Annotated in this window: 20 protein-coding genes; 8 read left to right on the top strand and 12 right to left on the bottom strand. The window is 66.0% G+C overall.

Translation table 11 applies throughout. From position 1 onward, the window contains the following. Nucleotides 1-190 precede the first annotated feature (190 nt). From ACXAJV_RS09580 to guaB, 4 genes are all read right to left on the bottom strand, one after another. Nucleotides 191-1,504 (bottom strand): RsmB/NOP family class I SAM-dependent RNA methyltransferase, encoded by a 1,314-nt coding sequence (locus ACXAJV_RS09580; protein ID WP_475084660.1) that lies wholly within the window; start codon nt 1,502-1,504, stop codon nt 191-193. Nucleotides 1,505-1,671: 167 nt separating this feature from the next. Beyond that, nucleotides 1,672-2,040 (bottom strand): DUF3088 domain-containing protein, encoded by a 369-nt coding sequence (locus tag ACXAJV_RS09575; RefSeq protein WP_475084658.1) that lies wholly within the window; start codon nt 2,038-2,040, stop codon nt 1,672-1,674. Further along, on the bottom strand, nt 2,037-2,453 hold the full coding sequence (locus ACXAJV_RS09570; protein WP_475084655.1) for an MAPEG family protein: 417 nt from the start codon (nt 2,451-2,453) through the stop codon (nt 2,037-2,039). Before ACXAJV_RS09570 ends, ACXAJV_RS09575 begins: the two co-directional genes overlap by 4 nt. 125 nt (nt 2,454-2,578) lie before the next feature. Continuing rightward, nucleotides 2,579-4,048 carry an IMP dehydrogenase gene (guaB, locus tag ACXAJV_RS09565; protein ID WP_475084652.1) on the bottom strand — a complete coding sequence of 490 codons (1,470 nt, stop codon included), beginning with the start codon at nt 4,046-4,048 and terminating at the stop codon, nt 2,579-2,581. Between the two features lie 182 nt (nt 4,049-4,230). On the opposite strand from guaB, the gene ACXAJV_RS09560 reads away from it, so the two are divergent. Both ACXAJV_RS09560 and ACXAJV_RS09555 read left to right on the top strand, forming a co-directional pair. Then, the gene (locus ACXAJV_RS09560; protein ID WP_475084649.1) at nt 4,231-4,491 is read left to right on the top strand and encodes a type II toxin-antitoxin system ParD family antitoxin; all 261 of its coding nucleotides are present in this window, start codon (nt 4,231-4,233) and stop codon (nt 4,489-4,491) included. Next, nucleotides 4,488-4,805: a type II toxin-antitoxin system RelE/ParE family toxin gene (locus ACXAJV_RS09555; protein WP_475084647.1), complete on the top strand. Its 318-nt coding sequence runs from the start codon at nt 4,488-4,490 to the stop codon at nt 4,803-4,805. The genes ACXAJV_RS09560 and ACXAJV_RS09555 overlap by 4 nt, the downstream gene beginning before the upstream one ends. A gap of 261 nt (nt 4,806-5,066) precedes the next feature. Here ACXAJV_RS09555 and ACXAJV_RS09550 read toward each other — a convergent pair whose 3' ends face one another. Then, nucleotides 5,067-6,152 (bottom strand): serine hydrolase domain-containing protein, encoded by a 1,086-nt coding sequence (locus ACXAJV_RS09550; RefSeq protein WP_475084644.1) that lies wholly within the window; start codon nt 6,150-6,152, stop codon nt 5,067-5,069. A 91-nt stretch (nt 6,153-6,243) separates the two neighbouring features. On the opposite strand from ACXAJV_RS09550, the gene ACXAJV_RS09545 reads away from it, so the two are divergent. The 3 genes from ACXAJV_RS09545 to ACXAJV_RS09535 all read left to right on the top strand — a co-directional run bounded on the left by ACXAJV_RS09545 (nt 6,244) and on the right by ACXAJV_RS09535 (nt 10,451). Then, a complete protein-coding gene (locus ACXAJV_RS09545) occupies nt 6,244-7,836 on the top strand; it encodes a winged helix-turn-helix domain-containing protein (RefSeq protein ID WP_475084641.1) in 1,593 nt (530 codons plus the stop codon). A gap of 108 nt (nt 7,837-7,944) precedes the next feature. Next, nucleotides 7,945-10,014 carry a putative bifunctional diguanylate cyclase/phosphodiesterase gene (locus ACXAJV_RS09540; RefSeq protein ID WP_475084640.1) on the top strand — a complete coding sequence of 690 codons (2,070 nt, stop codon included), beginning with the start codon at nt 7,945-7,947 and terminating at the stop codon, nt 10,012-10,014. A 104-nt stretch (nt 10,015-10,118) separates the two neighbouring features. Then, the gene (locus tag ACXAJV_RS09535) at nt 10,119-10,451 is read left to right on the top strand and encodes a cupin domain-containing protein (RefSeq protein ID WP_475084637.1); all 333 of its coding nucleotides are present in this window, start codon (nt 10,119-10,121) and stop codon (nt 10,449-10,451) included. 4 nt (nt 10,452-10,455) lie between these two features. On the opposite strand, the gene ACXAJV_RS09530 is transcribed toward ACXAJV_RS09535, so the two are convergent. Continuing rightward, nucleotides 10,456-11,226 carry an RlmE family RNA methyltransferase gene (locus tag ACXAJV_RS09530; RefSeq protein WP_475084634.1) on the bottom strand — a complete coding sequence of 257 codons (771 nt, stop codon included), beginning with the start codon at nt 11,224-11,226 and terminating at the stop codon, nt 10,456-10,458. Further along, nucleotides 11,223-12,329 (bottom strand): Ppx/GppA phosphatase family protein, encoded by a 1,107-nt coding sequence (locus tag ACXAJV_RS09525; RefSeq protein ID WP_475084631.1) that lies wholly within the window; start codon nt 12,327-12,329, stop codon nt 11,223-11,225. The genes ACXAJV_RS09530 and ACXAJV_RS09525 overlap by 4 nt, the downstream gene beginning before the upstream one ends. Before the next feature lie 232 nt (nt 12,330-12,561). On the opposite strand from ACXAJV_RS09525, the gene hspQ reads away from it, so the two are divergent. The 3 genes from hspQ (at nt 12,562) to ACXAJV_RS09510 (ending at nt 14,000) form a co-directional block, all read left to right on the top strand. Continuing rightward, nucleotides 12,562-12,897 (top strand): heat shock protein HspQ, encoded by a 336-nt coding sequence (gene hspQ, locus ACXAJV_RS09520; RefSeq protein ID WP_475084628.1) that lies wholly within the window; start codon nt 12,562-12,564, stop codon nt 12,895-12,897. Nucleotides 12,898-13,023: 126 nt separating this feature from the next. Then, nucleotides 13,024-13,665 carry an SRPBCC family protein gene (locus ACXAJV_RS09515; protein WP_475084626.1) on the top strand — a complete coding sequence of 214 codons (642 nt, stop codon included), beginning with the start codon at nt 13,024-13,026 and terminating at the stop codon, nt 13,663-13,665. Continuing rightward, nucleotides 13,665-14,000, top strand: a complete 336-nt coding sequence (locus tag ACXAJV_RS09510; protein ID WP_475084623.1) for an ArsR/SmtB family transcription factor — start codon at nt 13,665-13,667, stop codon at nt 13,998-14,000. The genes ACXAJV_RS09515 and ACXAJV_RS09510 overlap by 1 nt, the downstream gene beginning before the upstream one ends. A gap of 5 nt (nt 14,001-14,005) precedes the next feature. Here the strand turns inward: ACXAJV_RS09510 and ACXAJV_RS09505 are convergent, their stop codons facing one another. The 5 genes from ACXAJV_RS09505 to ACXAJV_RS09485 all read right to left on the bottom strand — a co-directional run bounded on the left by ACXAJV_RS09505 (nt 14,006) and on the right by ACXAJV_RS09485 (nt 17,867). Beyond that, the gene (locus ACXAJV_RS09505; protein ID WP_475084621.1) at nt 14,006-14,269 is read right to left on the bottom strand and encodes a DksA/TraR family C4-type zinc finger protein; all 264 of its coding nucleotides are present in this window, start codon (nt 14,267-14,269) and stop codon (nt 14,006-14,008) included. A 237-nt stretch (nt 14,270-14,506) separates the two neighbouring features. Then, nucleotides 14,507-15,514 (bottom strand): fumarylacetoacetate hydrolase family protein, encoded by a 1,008-nt coding sequence (locus tag ACXAJV_RS09500; protein ID WP_475084618.1) that lies wholly within the window; start codon nt 15,512-15,514, stop codon nt 14,507-14,509. A gap of 59 nt (nt 15,515-15,573) precedes the next feature. Then, complete coding sequence (locus ACXAJV_RS09495) at nt 15,574-16,584, bottom strand: hypothetical protein (RefSeq protein ID WP_475084616.1); 1,011 nt, start codon at nt 16,582-16,584, stop codon at nt 15,574-15,576. A 21-nt stretch (nt 16,585-16,605) separates the two neighbouring features. Further along, complete coding sequence (locus ACXAJV_RS09490; protein ID WP_475084614.1) at nt 16,606-17,235, bottom strand: carbonic anhydrase; 630 nt, start codon at nt 17,233-17,235, stop codon at nt 16,606-16,608. Nucleotides 17,236-17,399: 164 nt separating this feature from the next. Beyond that, nucleotides 17,400-17,867, bottom strand: coding sequence for a hypothetical protein (locus ACXAJV_RS09485; RefSeq protein ID WP_475084612.1), 468 nt, complete (start codon nt 17,865-17,867; stop codon nt 17,400-17,402). Between the last annotated feature and the right edge of the window lie 44 nt (nt 17,868-17,911).

Below are 17,911 nucleotides of genomic sequence, written 5' to 3'. Positions count from 1 at the left end.
CACCGACCCATCCTTCCCCTTGATGGGGAAGGTGTCCGGCGCAGCCGGACGGAAGGGGTGACACCCGGTGGTGGCCTTTCAGATGCGCAGCCGGAAACATCTTGCTCCCACCCCATCCACCCCGCCTTCGGCGCGGTCCCCCTGCCCCATCAAGGGGCAGGATGAAGCGGGTGGCGCCAAAGCCGCCAGCCTACCCCGTCCGCTCCATCACGCAGATGTAGAAACCGTCCGTGTCGGTGCGGCCGGGTGAAAGCTGCAGGGCGCCGTGTTCGCCGACGCAGGGCTCCAGCATTGCGCGGGCGCCTTCAGCGAGGTGGCCGCTGGCTTCGATCACATCGAGCGCGGGAACCGGTTTGAACGCATCGGTGCGATCAAGAAAGGCCGTGACCCGGTCGCCGTTTTCCTCCGGCAGGACCGAACAGGTGACATAGACCAGGCGGCCGCCGGCCTTCACATAGTGCTGCGCGCGCTCCAGAACCGTGTCCTGCTCGGCCATGCGCTTGTCGAGTGCTGCCGGCTTGAGACGCCATTTCGCATCGGGCCGCCGGCGCCAGGTGCCGGTTCCGGTGCACGGGGCATCGCAGAACACGACGTCCATTTTCTCAGTAAATTCTGACAAAACCTTGTCTTCATTGCCGTCATGGACCTGCACATTGCGCGACCCGGCCCGTTTCAGGCGCGGCCAGATGGCGCGCAGCCGGCGCCAGTCCAGATCCCAGGCATGGACCTGTCCGGTATTCATCAACAGCGCTGACAGGGCGAGCGTCTTGCCGCCTGCACCGGCGCAATAGTCCAGTATCTGCAGGCCCGGCCGCGCTCCGGCAGCCAGCGCGGCCAGCTGGGAGCCGGCATCCTGCACCTCGACCCAGCCCTTGCCATAGGCGGGAATGCTCTCGGCGGCGGCCGCCTTGCCACGCGGATCGCGCTGGGCGATGCGGATACCCGAGCGCACCAGAGGGGCATTTTCCGCCGCTTTGAGTTTCGACGATACTTCCTTGAAAGCCTTGTCAAAATCAGCTTTGAGTTCATTCACTCTCAGATCGACCGGCGCGCGGGAAGACAGGGCATGACCCTCCTCCGCTGCCGCATCGCCGAAGGCGCGCAGCAGGCTCTCTTCCAGCCATTCGGGCACATCGGCCCGCACATGGAGCGGAGCGTCTGAAATATCCCGCACAAGTCCCGCGCGTTCCGCGTCGGTGAGCGCTTCGGGCGCATGTTCGTCGCCCTCGAACAGGGCATCGATCTCGTCAGCGGACACCCCCCAGATACGGCCGACCGTCCCCAGGGCCAGCGCCCGCGCCGAACCCTCACCCATCGCATGGGCGATCGACGCCTGGTGGCGCAGCGCATCGAGCACCAGGCCGGCAATCCAGGCGCGGTCACCGGATCCGGCAAAGCGGTGCGCCTTGCCCCAGTCGCGCACGGCGTCCTTCACCGGCTGGTGCTGACGGGTCAGCGTGTCGAGGATTTCAATGGCCGCAGCAATACGGGCGCCGTCTCTCATGGGGTCACTCTCCAATTGTCCTTCCCCTTGATGGGGAAGGTGGGCCAGCGCGAAGCGCTGGGTCGGAAGGGGTGTTGCCCGGTGTGCGCCATGGCCGGTACCGGGATTCACCCCCTCCGTCCGGCTTTCGCCGGACACCTCCCCCATCGAGGGGGAGGACGGTTTAGCTATTTCGGCCGGGCTCCGCCATGCGCCGCCGCGAGCTGGCGGCAGATCGTCTTGGGGTCGGTGAAGATGCGAAGGCCGTTCACCACAGCCTCCGGCTCCTCGTGCGCCACTGTCTCCGCGGCGAGGATCAGGGTCGGCGCGTTCTGGTGATCGGCGTCCAGCAGGGCGACGATCTCGGCCCGCGGGCGGGCATAGTCGACGCGCACCAGGGTGATGGCGTCCACCCAGTGCGGATTGACCGCAAGCGCGCCCTCCATGGTGCAGCAATCAGCGCACAGCCAGGGACCGCCATCGGCGTCCTGCCACTGTCCGGTCAGCAGGAAGAGAATGTCTTTCGACAGATCGAGCGGCGGCTGGTCCTGCATCATCGCGTGAGCACCTCGATGGCCATGAAGGCCCAGAATGCGGCCAGCACGAGCACGCTTGCCAGGAAGGCTGCGAAACGGTGCAGCATGTGATTGGTGGTGATGTGGATCGCGACATGCACGATGCGCAATCCGACCCAGACCCATGCCAGGGCGAGCAGGAGATCTCCGGCAACACCGAACACGCCTGCGAACAGCACGCCGGCATAGAAGAGGATCGGTGTTTCCAGCTGGTTCTGGTAGGCGTTGGAGAATTGCATCGACCGTTTCGGCCATACTTTCTGCCCCAGCGCGACCTCGGACAGTTTCACCTCGCCCCGCCGGATTGCAGCGGTCCGGGTGAGACCGGTCGCAATCACCAGGGCGAAGGTCAGCGCCACCTGCACCAGGACCGGATAGAGAAAAGCCGTGTTCATTGCATCACTCCCCTTTTGCAGCCGCTCGTCCGGCGGCACGGCGCGACCCTAGGCAGGCTTTCCGGCAAACGACAGCCATCCGCAATGGATGGCTGCCATACACCGGTTTTGGCAGCGCCAGCAGACTAGCTCGTGGTCGGGTAGTTCGGCGCTTCGCGTGTGATCTTCACGTCGTGCACATGGCTTTCGCGCAGGCCCGCATTCGTAATGCGCACGAATTGCGCGCGGTCGTGCAGATCGGCAATCGTGCGCGAGCCGGTATAGCCCATGGCCGCACGCAAACCGCCCACCATCTGGTGCAGGATCGGACCGACCGGGCCCTTGTAGGGCACCTGGCCTTCAATCCCTTCGGGCACCAGCTTCATGCGCTCGGTATCCTTCTGGAAGTAACGGTCGGCAGAGCCCGCCGCCATCGCGCCCAGCGACCCCATGCCGCGATAGGATTTGTAGGACCGGCCCTGGTAGAGGAAGACCTCGCCCGGCGCTTCTTCCGTGCCCGCCAGCAGCGAGCCGATCATCACGCAGTGCGCACCGGCCGCGATCGCCTTGGCCATGTCGCCGGAGAACTTGATTCCGCCATCGGCAATGATGCAGGCATCCGAACCCTCGGCCGCGCGGCGGGCATCCATAATCGCGGTGAGCTGCGGCACACCGACACCGGCGACCACGCGCGTGGTGCAGATCGAGCCGGGCCCGATCCCCACTTTCACACAGTCCGCACCGGCATCGATCAGCGCCTTGGCTCCGTCATAGGTCGCCACATTGCCGGCAACCACACGCGCAGCGCTGGAAGATGTCTTCACCCGGGTGACCTGGTCGAGCACCGATTTGCTCTGGCCGTGGGCGGTGTCGATCACCACCACATCCACGCCGGCCTCCATCAGGGCCACAGCGCGCTCGAAACCGCTATCGCCGACCGTGGTCGCCGCCGCACAGCGCAGACGCCCCTGGGCGTCCTTGGCGGCCATCGGGTGGGCCTGGGCCTTTTCCATGTCCTTGACCGTGATCAGGCCGATACAGCGGTCCTGGTCGTCGACCACCAGCAGGCGTTCGATACGGTGCTTGTGCAGCTTGGCGCGCGCCTCGTCCTGGGAGGCGCCCTCGCGCACCGTCACCACATCGCGCGTCATCAGATTGCCGACCTTCTCGTTCGGATCGTCGGCAAAGCGCACATCGCGATTGGTGATGATGCCCACCAGCTTGCCCGGCAGACCATTGCCATTGCCTTCCACGACGGGAATACCGGAAATCCGGTGCTGGGAGATCAGGGCGCGCAGATCGGCAAGCGTTGCGTCCGGCGAGATCGTCACCGGATTGACCACCATGCCGCTCTCAAACCGCTTCACCCGGCGGACCTCTTCGGCCTGCTCGGCGATGGTGAGATTGCGGTGAATCACCGCCAGGCCGCCAGCCTGGGCCATGGCAATGGCCATGCCGCTTTCGGACACGGTGTCCATGGCGGCGGCCATCACGGGAATGTTCAGCCCGACATCGCTGGCGATGCGGGTGGACACATTGGCGTCGGCGGGGAGAACTTCGGACGGGCCGGGCTGCAAGAGCACGTCGTCGAAGGTGAGACCTTCGCGAATCTCCATGGGAGACTCCTTTCTGCTGCTTGCGGCGCGGCTTTAGTCCGGATTCGACAGAGTGGCAAGGGGGCGGGGTGCGACATCGCGGAATTGTCGCATTTGACGAGGCCGCACCAGGCAGAGATCTGCCACTTATTGCCGCCTGGTCCGCATTGGCATATATTGCCACACTGACAAGGGAGCGCCTCATGGCCACACGCAATGTCGTTCTGACCGAAGCCCAGTCGGGGCTGATTGACCGGCTGGTGGCATCGGGACGCTTCCAGAATGCCTCGGAAGCCATGCGGGCCGGCCTTCGGCTTCTGGAAACCGAGGAAGCGGAACTCGCCCTGCTGCGTGACCGGCTCCAAACCGGCATCGATCAGGCCCGGACCGGCGAGCTCGCCGCCGGCAGCGGCGAAGATGCCGTACGCCGGGCTTTCGCACAGGCCCGGGCAAGCAAGGATTGACCTGCAACTGGCGCCTCACACGGCAAGCGGAGGCCTCCCTTGTCGATATCGCCCGCTGGACCCTGAAAACCTTCGGCCCCCGCCAGGCCGAGGCCTATGAAACCGATCTCATTGCGTGCTGCCATGAGATCGCAGACGGCACCCGTTTTTCACAGAGCTGCCGTCAGCTGGTGGATGCCGAAATGACTGAAGACCTGCGCTACACGCGCGCCGGAGAGCATTTCGTCGTCTTTCTGGAAGTCCCGGCAGAGATTGTCATCGTCGACTTTCTTCACGCCCGGTCAGACCTCCCCGGTAAACTTCGATCAGAGTAAATCCTGTTTTGCGGGGATAACCCCGATCTTATCCCCGCCCTGCAAAGACCGCGCATAATCACTCCACGGTCCGCTGTCGCCGGTGCACAGGCAAGGCGGGCCGGGTGGCGCTGAGGCGGGCACGATCGGCCGGCTTCTTAATCGGCTTCACCGGGTTGCAGACGATCCTGCGGGACTTCTCGTACCCATATTAGATACCGGATACCCCCGAAGGGTCGTCTGCAATGCCCGAAACGCCTGTGCCTCCGGCGCAGGGGGATGTCAGCGCGTGCCCTGCAGCCGCGCCATTATCTGCTCTTCGAAGAATGCATCGGCGTGGGCATGCATCTGGCGGGTATTATAGTCGGTATTGGTGAAGACGACGGTCAGTCCGAAATCCGGCAGCACGTAGACCCGGTTGCCGCCATTGCCGCTCATTGCGGCGGTCCAGTAGGTCTCGCCATCGACTTCGAAAGCCCGGATCCACCACAAATACCCGTATTCCCAGCCGCCGCTGTCCGGGATCACGGCGTGGCGCGATATCGCGGCCCGGGTCCAGCTTTCCGGCAGCAGTTTCTGGCCGTCGATCTCGCCGCCAAGGCGCTGCAGCTCGGCGAGCTGTGCCAGCCCGGCCGTGGTCAGGCGCAGGCCGCCGCCCATATGCGCCTGGCCCTGCCCATTCATCGGCCATTCGCGCTGATCGATACCCAGCGGGTCGAGCAGGCGGGCTTCCGCCCAGGCAATGAAGGGCTGTCCGACTGCTCGCTCGACCGCTTCGCCCAGCAATTGCACACCGGCCGTGCAATAGGAGAAGGCCCGGCCATGGGGCGACGCATCCGGCGGTGTCTGCCAAGCCGGGAAGCCGCGCACGGGCAGGTCCCAGAAAAAGCGGCTCCAGTCCTCCACGACATACATCCGCTCCTCATTGCCGCGGGAGAACTGGTTCCAGTCATTGCACTCCATCACGGACGACATGGTGAGAAGGTCCTCCACCGTGACCGCCTGCTTGCGCGGGTCCGGGTTGGCAAAGGGCTGCAGATCGGCGAACAGGTCCGCGACCGGCGCATCCAGGGCGAGATGCCCGTCAGCGATCGCAGCACCGGCCACCATGCCCGTGATCGTCTTGGTCGCCGAACGCGTATCGTGAAGCGTGCTGGCGTCTGCGCCGTTGAAATAGGCTTCCACGCGCACTTCCCCGTGTTCCAGGACCATCACGCTCGTGACAGTTCCGTAGCGGCCGTCTGCCACGGCGGCCTCGATCGCGTCTGTTGCGGCCATGCCCGGGAATGCACTGTCCTGGGCGAAGGCCGGGGCCATACCGGTTATCAGGGCGGCCAAAAGAATGCCGGTGAGAATACGGGTGGTCATGACGCTTTACTCCTCGTGTCAGGTCACCTCGCCCCTTGCGCTTGTCCGCCAAGCCGGTCACTTGAAGACATCTGAAGATGTCTGAAGCTGCATGACCGCCCAGCCCGCCAACACTCCTGTCCGGATTCTGGACCTGCATCTCGATCCTGCCGCCCGGCGCGTGTCCCGTGCGGGTGAGCCCCTTGCGCTGAACGATCTTTGCTTCGACCTGTTTCTGGCCCTGAACGAGGCTCACCCCGAACCGCTCGGTGCGGCCGAACTCGCCCGCCGCGTCTGGCACCAGGACCATGTCAGCGAGGACACGCTGGCCCAGCGCATTGCCATGCTACGACGCGCGCTGGGTGACGATGCGCGGCAGCCACGCTATGTGCGCACCATACGCAACCGGGGCTATGCCCTTATCCCTGCTCCGGAACCTGTCACAGCCAGACGGGCGCCAGGGACCGGGCGGATCGTCTGGACCGGTGGCGTTGCTGCGGCGCTGACCACCGCTGTCATCGCCGCTGCGGCCTGGCAGGGTTTCATATCCGAAAACCTCGCAAACGCAGACAGCCCGGCCATGCGGTCCGCCGCCGCAAGCGGCGATCTGGATCGCACCATCCGCGTCAGGCACGCCCGCGACCTGCTTGACCTGCATCGCCCCCGGGAAACCTCCGACGCCATCGCACTGCTCGACACAGCTCTGGCCGACGCACCGGACGACCGGGAGGTGCGGATTGTCCTGAGCTTCGCCCTTTCGACCCGCGCTACAAAGTTCGAGGCCGCCCCCGACGACATTACCCGGGCCGAAGCGCTGGCCCAGTCGGTCATCGACACCGGCGCCGACGATGCCGATGCCTGGCACGCGCTGGCCTATGCGCTGGACGGCCAGGGCCGGCTGGACGACGCGGTGGCCGCCTATCAACAGGCCTACACGCTGGCACCGGACGACGTCGCGGCCATGTCAAGCGCTGCCTATCTCATGCAGATCAGGGGACGCCTGTTCGACGCACTGCAGTTGGAAGCCCGTGCCCTGGGCAGCGGCGCGCCGTCGCGCTATGGCCCCGTCCAGATCGCCACCACCCTCTCCCTGCTCGACCTGCCGGCGGCAGAGACCTGGTGGCGGCACGCCGAAGCCGGCGATGCCGGCGGGATCGTCTATCTCGGTGCACGTGTCATGGCGGACCTGCGTCACGGCGCGACAGACGAGGCCCTGGCACGCATCGAGGCTGCGCCGGCTGAAGTCCGAAACACCCCGCGCATTCGCCATCTGGAAGGCCGGGTCCGTTTACGCCTGGGGGATCACGAAGGCGCTGCACGCCTGTTTGAACGGGCTGGCGACATGGCCGAACTCGACCGGGCCGCACTGGCTGCAATGACCGGCAATTTCGTGGACCCCGCATCCTTCCGCCCCCTGATCTCGCATGCGCTCGCGACCGGAGAGTCTTGGCCGGACCTGCGTATCGGCCTCGCCGGGATCGAAGCCCAGACCGGCGATATCGCGCAGGCTGCGAGCCTTGTCGGTCAAGCCATCGACCTCGGCTGGCGCGACCGCGCCATTCTTGAAACCTCGCCTCTGCTGGCACCGCTGACCGCATCCGATGCCTGGCCGGAGCTGCGCGACCGGATGGATCGCGAGATCGCCGGTCAACGCCGGCTAGCGCTCTCCGCGCCGGATCTGGCCGCGATTACAGCTCCGGACTGACCGGCTGGTATCCGCAGCAAAACTACGGACTTCCAGATACGAAATATCAATACGCCGCTGCGACAAACCGCCCCATAGCGCGACCAAAAAAGAAAGTTGGGGTTGGTCATGCGGGTGTTTACCTGTCTGTTCACGGAACATAATCTCTGGCTGGTGCTGCTGGCAGCGGCGATGTGTGTCATCGGCTCCTTTGCCACGCTGCGGCTGGGCCGCCGGGCTGCGGCCAGCGAAGCCACGCCGGAACGCCTGGGCTGGCAGTTCCTGACCGCCGTCTGTGCAGGCTCCTCGATCTGGACCACCCACTTCATCGCCATGCTGGGCTATCAGCCCGGCGTGCCCGTGAACTTCGACGCCGCCCTGACCGTCGTTTCGATGATCATCGCGATCGGCGGCACCGGCATCGGTATCATGCTGTCGACCGCTCCGCTGGGCCGGTTGGCCAATCCGCTGGGCGGCGCCGTCTTCGGCCTGGCCATCGCGGCGATGCACTTCACCGGCATGTTCGCCTATCGCGTCGACGGGCTGGTCTCCTGGGACCAAGCCTACATCACCGCCTCCATCATCCTGTCGATCACGCTGAGCGCCCTCGCCTTCATGGGCGTCAAACGCTGGACCACGGGCGCGATGTCCCATGCGCCGGCCGGTATCCTCGTGCTCGCCATCGTCGCGCTTCACTTCACCGGCATGGCCGCTTTCGAGGTCACCCCGCTGGCAGGCATCGAGCACGGCGCCGACAGCGCCGCCTTCCGTGCCATGGCACTGTCGATCGCGGTCGCCGGCCTGGTGATCGTCGGCACCGGCATGTCGAGCTATCTGATCGACACCCGCGTACGCGAAAGCTCTGACGAACGCCTGCGCCACATGGCGCTGCACGATCCGCTGACCGGCCTGCCCAACCGCACCAGCTTCAATGCCTGCCTGGACAACTGGCTTGCCGAAGCCGATGACGGCGGCGTGGCGGTGATCGGAATCGATCTCAACCGCTTCAAGGAAATCAACGATGTGTGGGGCCATGAAGCCGGCGATGCCGTGCTGTGCACCCTGGCCAATCGCCTGAAGGGCTTTGTCGGCAGCACGCATTTCGCAGCCCGCCTGGGCGGTGACGAATTCAGCGTGATCCTGCGCACCGACTCGCGCATCGGCCTGCAGGAACGCGTCGAGGCGATCGAGAGCCTGTTCAATGATCCCGTCGTGTTCGGCGAGTACAAGTCGGCGACCGGCGCCAGCCTGGGTATCACCGTCTATCCGCAGGATGGGCGCGACCGCGACACGCTGGTGCGCAATGCCGATCTGGCGATGTACAAGGCCAAGGTCGATCCGCTCCAGGATGTCTGTTTCTACGATACCGGCCTGGGCGAAGCGGTGCGCGAGCGCCGGGCCCTGGCGAGCGATCTGCGCGAGGCGATCGAGACCGACCAGCTGCAGCTGCACTACCAGGTCCAGACCTCGATCGGCACCGGCGATATCCGCGGCTATGAAGCGCTGCTGCGCTGGACACACCCGACGCGCGGGCGCATCGGCCCGGACGATTTCATTCCGCTGGCCGAGGCCAACGGGCTGATCCTGCCGCTGGGCGAATGGGTGTTGCGCCGCGCCTGCGAGGACGCCATGCGCTGGCCCGATCCGCACAAGATCGCGGTCAATCTCTCCGCCGTGCAGCTGACGCATACCGGCCTGCCGCAGCAGATCCATGAAATCCTGATGGAAACCGGCCTGCCAGCCAATCGCCTCGAGATCGAACTGACAGAAACCGCGGTCATCAAGGACCGGGTTCAGTCCCTGCACATCATGCGTCGGATCAAGGCGCTCGGCGTCTCGGTTGCGCTCGACGATTTCGGCACCGGCTATTCCTCGCTGGACATTCTGCGCACCTTCCCCTTCGACAAGATCAAGCTGGACAAGTCTTTCACCGAAGAACTCGAGCACGATCACCGCTCGCTCGCCGTGGTGCGCGCCATCCTGGCGCTGGCCAAGAGCCTGGGCATCCCGGTTCTGGCCGAAGGCATCGAGACCGTGCAGCAGCTCGACCTGCTGCGCAGCGAGGCCTGCGACGAAGGCCAGGGCTATTATCTCGGCCGCCCGGCCCCGTTGGAGGCGCTCAGCGACGCTGTCTCGCTCGGCACCGGCCTGCCCTCACAGCCGACGGCCGGCGATGCCGCCACCGGCACGGACGGCTAGCCAGTCCCCGCCGCAGACCGGGCGCGGCATGTCTTGTTCGCCGCCATTGGCATCCTCGTCCGGCACCCCAATATGGAAGGGGTCTCACAGGGCCGGAGGGTGTCATGGACAAGGCGGATATAAATGCCGAGCTGGACAGGCTCGAGGAGTTCTGGTCGCAAAAAGTGCTCGCCCAGGCGAATGGCAGCCAGTTCAAGGTGGCCAAGGGCACCGGAGCAACGTTGTGGCACAGCCATGACGACCAGGATGAAGTCTTCATTCTCTACCGGGGCGCTCTCGCCCTGGAAATGCGCGACCGGACCGTACAGCTCGCCCCCGGCGACATCTTCGTCGTGCCGCGCGGTGTGGAACACCGAGCGGTCGCCGAGAACGAGGCACATTTCCTGATCGTCGGCCGCAACATCACCTCCACGCGGGAGGGCGGCAAGCCGAATTGAGGCGTTACTCGCCTCCCGTCTTCGCCCCCCGGAAACCTGTCGCGATCACGAAGGTTTCGGCGCTCTCGGAGCGGCTGGCGTCCGGTTTGAAGTGGCGGACCTTGTCAAAACTGGCTTTCAGGAGGTCGAGGAGTTCGCCTTCGGCGCCGCCCTGGAAGACCTTGGCGATGAAGAAGCCGCCAGGCTTGAGCGTTTCCAGGGCGAAATGCGCGGCCAGCTCGACCAGGGCAACGATGCGCAAATGATCGGTCTTCTTGTGGCCGGTCGTCCAGGGCGCCAGATCCGAGATCACGGCATCGGCGGGCCCGCCCATTTCGGCTTTCACCCGGTCCGGGGCGTCGTCCTCGGTGAAGTCGTATTGCAGCAGGGTGGCCCCGGCGATGGGTTCGATCTCCAGGAGATCGATACCGACGACTTCGGCCGCATCCTTCTTCAGCGCCACCTGCACCCAGCCGCCCGGCGCCGAGCCGAGATCGACAATGCGCATGCCCGGACGCAAGAGGTGGAAGCGCTCGTCCAGCTGGATCAGCTTGTAGGCCGCGCGCGAGCGATAGCCCTCCATCTGGGCTTTCTTCACATAGGGATCGTTCAGCTGACGCTGCAGCCAGCGTGTGGAGGAGGATTTGCGGCCGCGCGCCGTCTTGACGCGCTCGAACATCTGCTTGGCCGCCCGGGCATCCCCGCCCTTGGTGACGGGACCGGAACGGCGCCGGCGGCGCCCGCCGCTCTCACCCTCGCCCTCGCCTTCGGGCTTGTCGCTGTCGTCGTCGCTCATTCTTCGCCATCCGTCTCGTCACTGCCGCGGCGGCGCTTGCGGCGGCGCTTGCGCGACTTGCGCATCAGGTTCAGCAGCATGCCTTCGCGCAGACCGCGGTCGCCGACGCGCAGCCGGTCCGCCGGCCAAGCTTCTGCCACCGCCTCGTAGATCGCACAGCCGGCCAGCACAAGCTCGGCGCGGTCTGAACCGATGGTCGGTTCCAGCGCCCGGCCAGCCACATCCAGATTGCGCAGACGCGCACAGGCGGCCAGCGCCTCCTCGCCCGACATCCACAACCCGTCTACACGGGAACGGTCATAGCGCGGCAGACGCAGATGCACACCGGCCATCGAGGTGACGGTGCCGGACGTGCCGACCAGATGTCCCCGGCCCTCATTGAACAATGGCCGCATCGCCTTGGCGCCGCGCGGCGTCTTCATCAGCCCGGCGGCATAGGCCTTCATCTCGTTATACCAAGCCTCGCGGTCCTCGCGCTCTGGGAAGCGTTCCGACAGGGTGACGACGCCCACCGGCGTGGAGGTCCAGGACTTCATCGGCGGGCGCCCGCCGCTTTCCGGCCCGCCGCGCTTGCGCCACTCGGCCAGATCCACCCAGGACAGCTCTGTCGAGCCGCCGCCGATATCGATCACCAGTGCGGCATCCTTTTCCGGATCCAGCAGGTCGATACAGCCATGCACCGCCAGGCGCGCCTCTTCCTCCGGCGAGATCAGGTCGAATTCCAGCCCGGTCTCCGTGCGCACGCGCTCGAGGAAAGCCTCGCCATTGCCCGCCATGCGGCAGGCCTGGGTGGCGATGGAGCGGTAGCGGATGGATTTGTGGCGGCGGATCTTGGAGGCGCAGATCTTCAGCGCCTCGACCGCCCGGTCCATCGCGTCGCCGGAAAGATTGCCCTCGGCGGCCACGCCTTCGCCCAGCCGCACGACCCGCGAAAAGGCGTCGATGACCTGAAAGCCACTGCCGGTGCGGTGCGCCAGCAGCATGCGGCAATTATTTGTCCCCAGATCGATCGCGCCGTACACCGGAGACGGCGCGTGCTTGCGCCGGTTCCGTTTGCGTCCGGCGGCGACCTTACCCGGTTCCCCGGGTGATGGCTCCGCCATGATAGTCCTCTCGCCGTCCGGCGCGCCTGGGTCCCGGAGCGGGAGCACGAACCTCCAAGGGCCCGCCAGCGCGACACGAATCGGCCTGATACCGTTTCGAAACCAGAATACTCTCCCTGCCCCGGCCTGCAAGGATGCGTGACGCATGGCCCGCGTTTTCGTAGCTTATTGCCGGAAAGACCCCATATGGAGGGGTATGAACACTATAATGGACGCAAGTCAGAGTACGCCCATGATCATTCGCCACGCCCGTTTCGGCCTCGGCGATGTGGTCCGCCACCGCCTTTTTCCCTTCCGGGGAGTGGTGGTGGATGTCGATCCGGAATTCGCCAACACCGAGGAATGGTACCAGGCCATCCCGGAGGACATCCGTCCGCCCAAGGATCAGCCCTTCTACCACCTGCTGGCGGAAAATGAGGACAGCTTTTACGGCGCCTATGTCTCGGAAGGAAACCTGATCCCGGACGCCGAGAACGGTCCGGTCAGCCACCCGCAGGTTCCGGAAGCCTTCGAAAGCTTCAACGGCGAGCGCTATATCCTCAAGCTCACCGACGACACGATCAACTAGCGCGCCATCCTCGTTCCGGCGGGTGACCATCGCCAGGGCTCGCCCGGACGCGCCCGCCCGGCGGAACCACTTGACCTCAAATTTAAGTCATGACTTATTTTAGACCAGACTTAAATGAGGATGGCCATGTCAATCGATTTCGAGCATCACCTCGGTGCCGCCGACCGCTCGGTCGAGGACGCCGTGCGCGATGGAGCACCTGTGCGGACCGTTACCCTGTCACGCGTCTATCCGACCCGTGTGGAGGATTTGTGGGACGCGATCAGCGATCCTGAACGCCTGCCGCGATGGTTTGGCGAGGTCACCGGCGACCTGGTGCCCGGCGGGCGGTTCCAGATCAAGGGCAATGCCTCGGGCGAGATCCTTGCCTGCGTGCCGCCGCAGCACCTGGCCACGACGTGGGAGTTCGGCGAGGAAACAAGCTGGCTGGACGTGCACCTGGAGCAGCTCGGCGATGAGGAAGCGCGCCTCGTGCTGGCGCACACCGCGCCGGTTTCCGATTTCTGGAAGACGTACGGGCCGGGCGCGGTCGGTGTCGGCTGGGAACTGGGCCTGATGGGACTGGCCCTGCACCTCGAGGCGCCTGACGCGCCGCGGCCAGACGAAGCGGACTTCGCAAAAGCCCCTGAAAGCCGCGCCTATATGCGCCGCAGCGCCCTGGCCTGGGGCGAGGCGGATATCGCGGCCGGCGCGGATGCGGGCGAGGCGCGCGCCTCGGCCCGGCGCACAGCCGACTTCTACGCCGGGCCGGAGGAGGCCGGCGGCTGATGCATGCCTTCGATGTCCTCGGCGACCCGGTACGCCGGCGCCTGCTGGAACTCCTGGCGGATGGCGAGTGCAGCGCCGGCGCGCTGGCCGAAACCGTCTGTGCAGAGTTCTCGATCAGCCAGGCCGCCGTCTCGCAGCACCTCAAAGTCCTGCGGGACTCCGGCTTTGCCATGCCCCGCAAGGACGGCACGCGGCGCATCTACGCGATCGAGCCTGCCCGCTTGCAGGAGGTCGATACCTGGCTGGAGCGCTTCCGTCATTTCTGGGCGCCCAGGCTCGACGCCCTCGCAACTGAAATCGCGCGCGGTAAGAAGCGGCGCAAGACCGGCGAGTGATAGCGCTAGCGCAGCTGGCTGTCCTTGCTTCCGCGGCGGTTGATGCCGCCGGCGGGGCGGCGGGCGTCGCGGCCGGACTGGCACTCCACGCAAGTGCGCGCACCGGGCAGTGCCTTGCGGCGGGCCAGCGGGATTCGTTCGCCACATTCAACGCAGTATTCCAGCCCCTCGCCCGACGGCAGGTTGGCCCGTGCCGCGGCGACCGCGTCATTCGTGGAATCGTCGATCTGGTCCTGAATCGCGCCATCGCGCGTCCATCCGCCTGCCATGGGGCCACCCGGTCTGCTTTCGGTGTACGGAATGATATGGCGGGTGAACGGGCGCGTTCAAGGGGGCCGAGAAGGGCTCGCCCCGTTTACGGGGGAGCTGTCCGCGTAGCGGACTGAGGGGGCGATGCGAAGCAGCGCAGAGCGCGAAGCGCGCACTCACCCCCTTCGACCTCACCCGGCCCAAGGCCGGGCTCGGCCACTTCCCCCGCTTCGCAGGGGAAGCCTTGCCGGCAGCCCCTACGCCTTCACCACTTCCTGTTCGATGGCGCCGAAGATGGAGTGGCCGGTCTTGTCCTTCATCTCGATGCGCACCGTGTCGCCGTAATTCATGAAGGGGGTTTTCGGCGCGCCGCTTTCAATGGTCTCGATCATGCGGATTTCGGCGATGCAGGAATAGCCCACCCCGCCTTCGGAAATCGGCTTGCCGGGACCGTCATCCAGCTTGTTGGACACTGTGCCGGAGCCGACAATCGTGCCGGCAGTGACCGGGCGCGTCTTGGCCAGGTGGGCGACCAGCTGCGGGAAGTCGAACGTCATGTCGATGCCGCACTCGGCCTTGCCGAAGGGCTCGCCATTGTATTTCACCAGCAGCGGCAGGTGCAGTTTCTTGCCGTCCCAGGCCTCGCCCAGCTCATCCGGCGTCACGGCGACCGGCGAGAAGGCGCTCGGCGGCTTGGACTGGAAGAAGCCGAACCCTTTGCCCAGCTCGGCCGGAATGAGGCCGCGCAGGGAGACGTCATTGACCAGCATCACCAGGCGGATCGCCTTTCCGGCTTCCTCGACCGAACAGCCCATCGGCGCATCGCCGGTGATCACCGCGATCTCGCCTTCCATGTCACAGCCCCAGGCCGTGTCGCCCAGCGGGATATCGCCGCGCGGCGCGAGGAAGGCGTCGGATCCGCCCTGATACATCAGCGGATCGGTCCAGAAGCTGGCCGGCATTTCCGCCCCGCGCGCCTTGCGCACCAGTTCGACGTGATTGACGTAGGCCGAGCCGTCGGCCCACTGGAAGGCCCGCGGCAGCGGCGACAGGGCCTCGCGCTCGTGGAAGCGTTCGCGCGGAATGGTCTCGCGCTCCAGCTCGTCGGCCAGGCTGCGCAGCTCCGGCTCGCATCGCTCCCAGTCGTCCAGGGCCGCCTGCAGGGTCGGCGCGATGCGGGTGGCATCGGCACACCAGGCCAGATCCTTCGAGACGACGACCAGACGGCCGTCACGGCTGTCCGACTTGAGCGTTGCGAGTTTCATGATCGGTCTTCCTTCGACTTCGTGGATACCGGCCGCCCCTCTGCGGGAACGGTCCGGCGCTAGACCAGCGCGCCGGGCAGACGCCCGTCGCGCGGGGATTGCGGAAATACGCCGTAGCTCCAATCGACGATGGCGTCGAGCTCCGGCCCCAATTGTTCGGCGATGCGTTCGGCTTCCGCGCGGCGGCGGTCGGGACCATGGGCCTGTCCCGTATCTTTGGCATCGCGCGTGAAGAGCGGCCCGGATGCGGTCGCCGCGATATGGTCTTCACCCAGCCCCAGCCCGAAAAAGGCGTCGACAGCCGTCAGCCCCTGTTCCGGCGCCGCGACGAAGGCATCGCCATCGAGCCAGGCAAAGCGATCCGCGGCGCCCTGGGCGCGTGCTTCCAGCATGGCAGCGACCTGCATCTGCCAGACGAGGGCGGCGATCTGCAGATCGGACATCTGCATCAGCTGGCGCTGGTCCGTGCGCGCGATCGGATGCCCGTCCATCGCGAAGATCGTGAACAGCCGCCGCGCGAAGGCCCGTCCCGCCTCGCCCTTCTTGGCGATGGAGATCAGGAAGGCGCGCAGCTGCGAGGTCAGGAAGAGATGCCGGCTGTCCGGGAAGAGGCGCGCCACATCACCGATCAGGTTGTTGACCGTATTGGTCGGCTTGATCGTCACATGGGTCTCGCCGGCGAAAGGCTGGCTCAGGGCACCGATAACGGGCTTCAGCCAGGTATCGGAAACCGCCCGCCCCTCGCGCCGCTTGATATTGGCGACCTCCATCAGGGCCGCCGGCTCTTTCAGGCTCAGATTGACGCCCGGCCGGTCGAGACAGCGCGCCAGCAGGGTCGAGCAGCAAAAGGCGGTATGCCAGACAAACACCGGTGCGGCCGGCGTGTCCGGCTGCGGCAGCTGGGCCAGCGACACGGGCCGGGTGCGGCAGCCGGTGCGGTCCCAGCGCTCGTCCAGGAAAGCCGTATCGGCGAGACTGTCACGCGTGGTTTCGCACAGCCGCACAGCCCGGTTCTGCGCATCCAGCGCATCGGGAAACCAGATCGCCTGTGCTGAACCGGGTGAGGTCAAACCGCTCTCCTCGCTGCGCCCTCAGACGGCGCTGTAGCTGCCGTCGGGCTGGAGCCATTCCAGCTTGCCGCTGTGGATGGCGAAGCGCGCACCATGCAGTTCCAGACCGCGCGCCTCGATCGCCTCGCGCACGAAGTCGAACTGTTTCAGCCGTTCCAGGGAGTGCCGGATCGAAACGAGTTCCAGCGCATCCGCAATCGTCTCCGGCGGCACGTCTCCGAGTGCCGCGGCCACTTCCTCGCGGGCCGGCTCCATCGTGCTCAGCCAGGGGCCCAGATAGGTGTTGGGCACCCCGTGCAGCCCGCTCGCGCAGGCTTTCACGCCGCCGCAATCGCCATGGCCCATCACCAGCACGCCCTTGACCTTGAGCACCTTGACCGCGAATTCCAGCGCCGCGGAGACGCCGTGCAGGCCCCCGCCCTCTTCCGCCGGCGGCACCAGATTGGCGACATTGCGCACCACGAACAGCTCCCCCGGTGCGGCATCGAAAATCGCGGCGGGATCGACCCGGCTGTCCGAACAGGCAATGACCAGCGTGTGCGGCGTCTGCCCGTCGGCAAGCTCGGCATAATGCGCCCGCTCGACACGGAACCGGCCATCCTTGAAGCGGCGATATCCCGAGATCAGGGTTTCCGGCGGCTGAAACGACATGAACACCTCCCGCGATGACAGGGCCCCTTAACGGGCATCTTTGCCAGCGTTTCTAGTTGCAATCGCCAGCAACGGGAACCCGCAGCCGCAGACAGCAAAGGCCGGCCCCGTTGCCGGGACCGGCCTTCAATGCCGTGCGTTTTGCCGTGGCAGTCCGGGGGAAACTACCCGGCAGTCGCACACTGGGCCATGGCCAGATTGGCCTCGACTTCGTCTTCACCCGACGACGCCGCATTGGCAGCCTGGAACGCCTCGACAGCGGCCGCACGGTCGCCGGACAGCCACAGGGCAACACCGCGATTATTCATCGCGCGCCAGGCGCCGTCGCGCATCTCCAGCGCGGCGTCACAAGCGGCGATCGCCATCTCGTACTCGCCCGTCGCGGCATAGGCGGCGCACAGATTGGTGTGAGCGGCCACCTTGTGACCCGGCGCACCGGAACCGGCGACGACTTCCTCGCCGAAATGGATGGCTTCCGGCCACTCGCCGCGGCTCACCGCATTGTACTGCGCGCGGATCACACCATTGGCGGTGCGGTGGGCGGCAAATTCCGGTTCGGCATCGCAGGACTGGGCCAGGGCCGCAGACGAAGACACGGCCGCCAGGGCCGCCGCAAGAAACACAGAGCGCATGGTCACTCCCTCAACAAGCGCGACCCTTCGGGGGTGTCCGTCAG

This window comes from Maricaulis sp. ABE4_448, from assembly GCF_056160825.1.
This window is presented reverse-complemented; position numbering and strand designations above follow the sequence as displayed.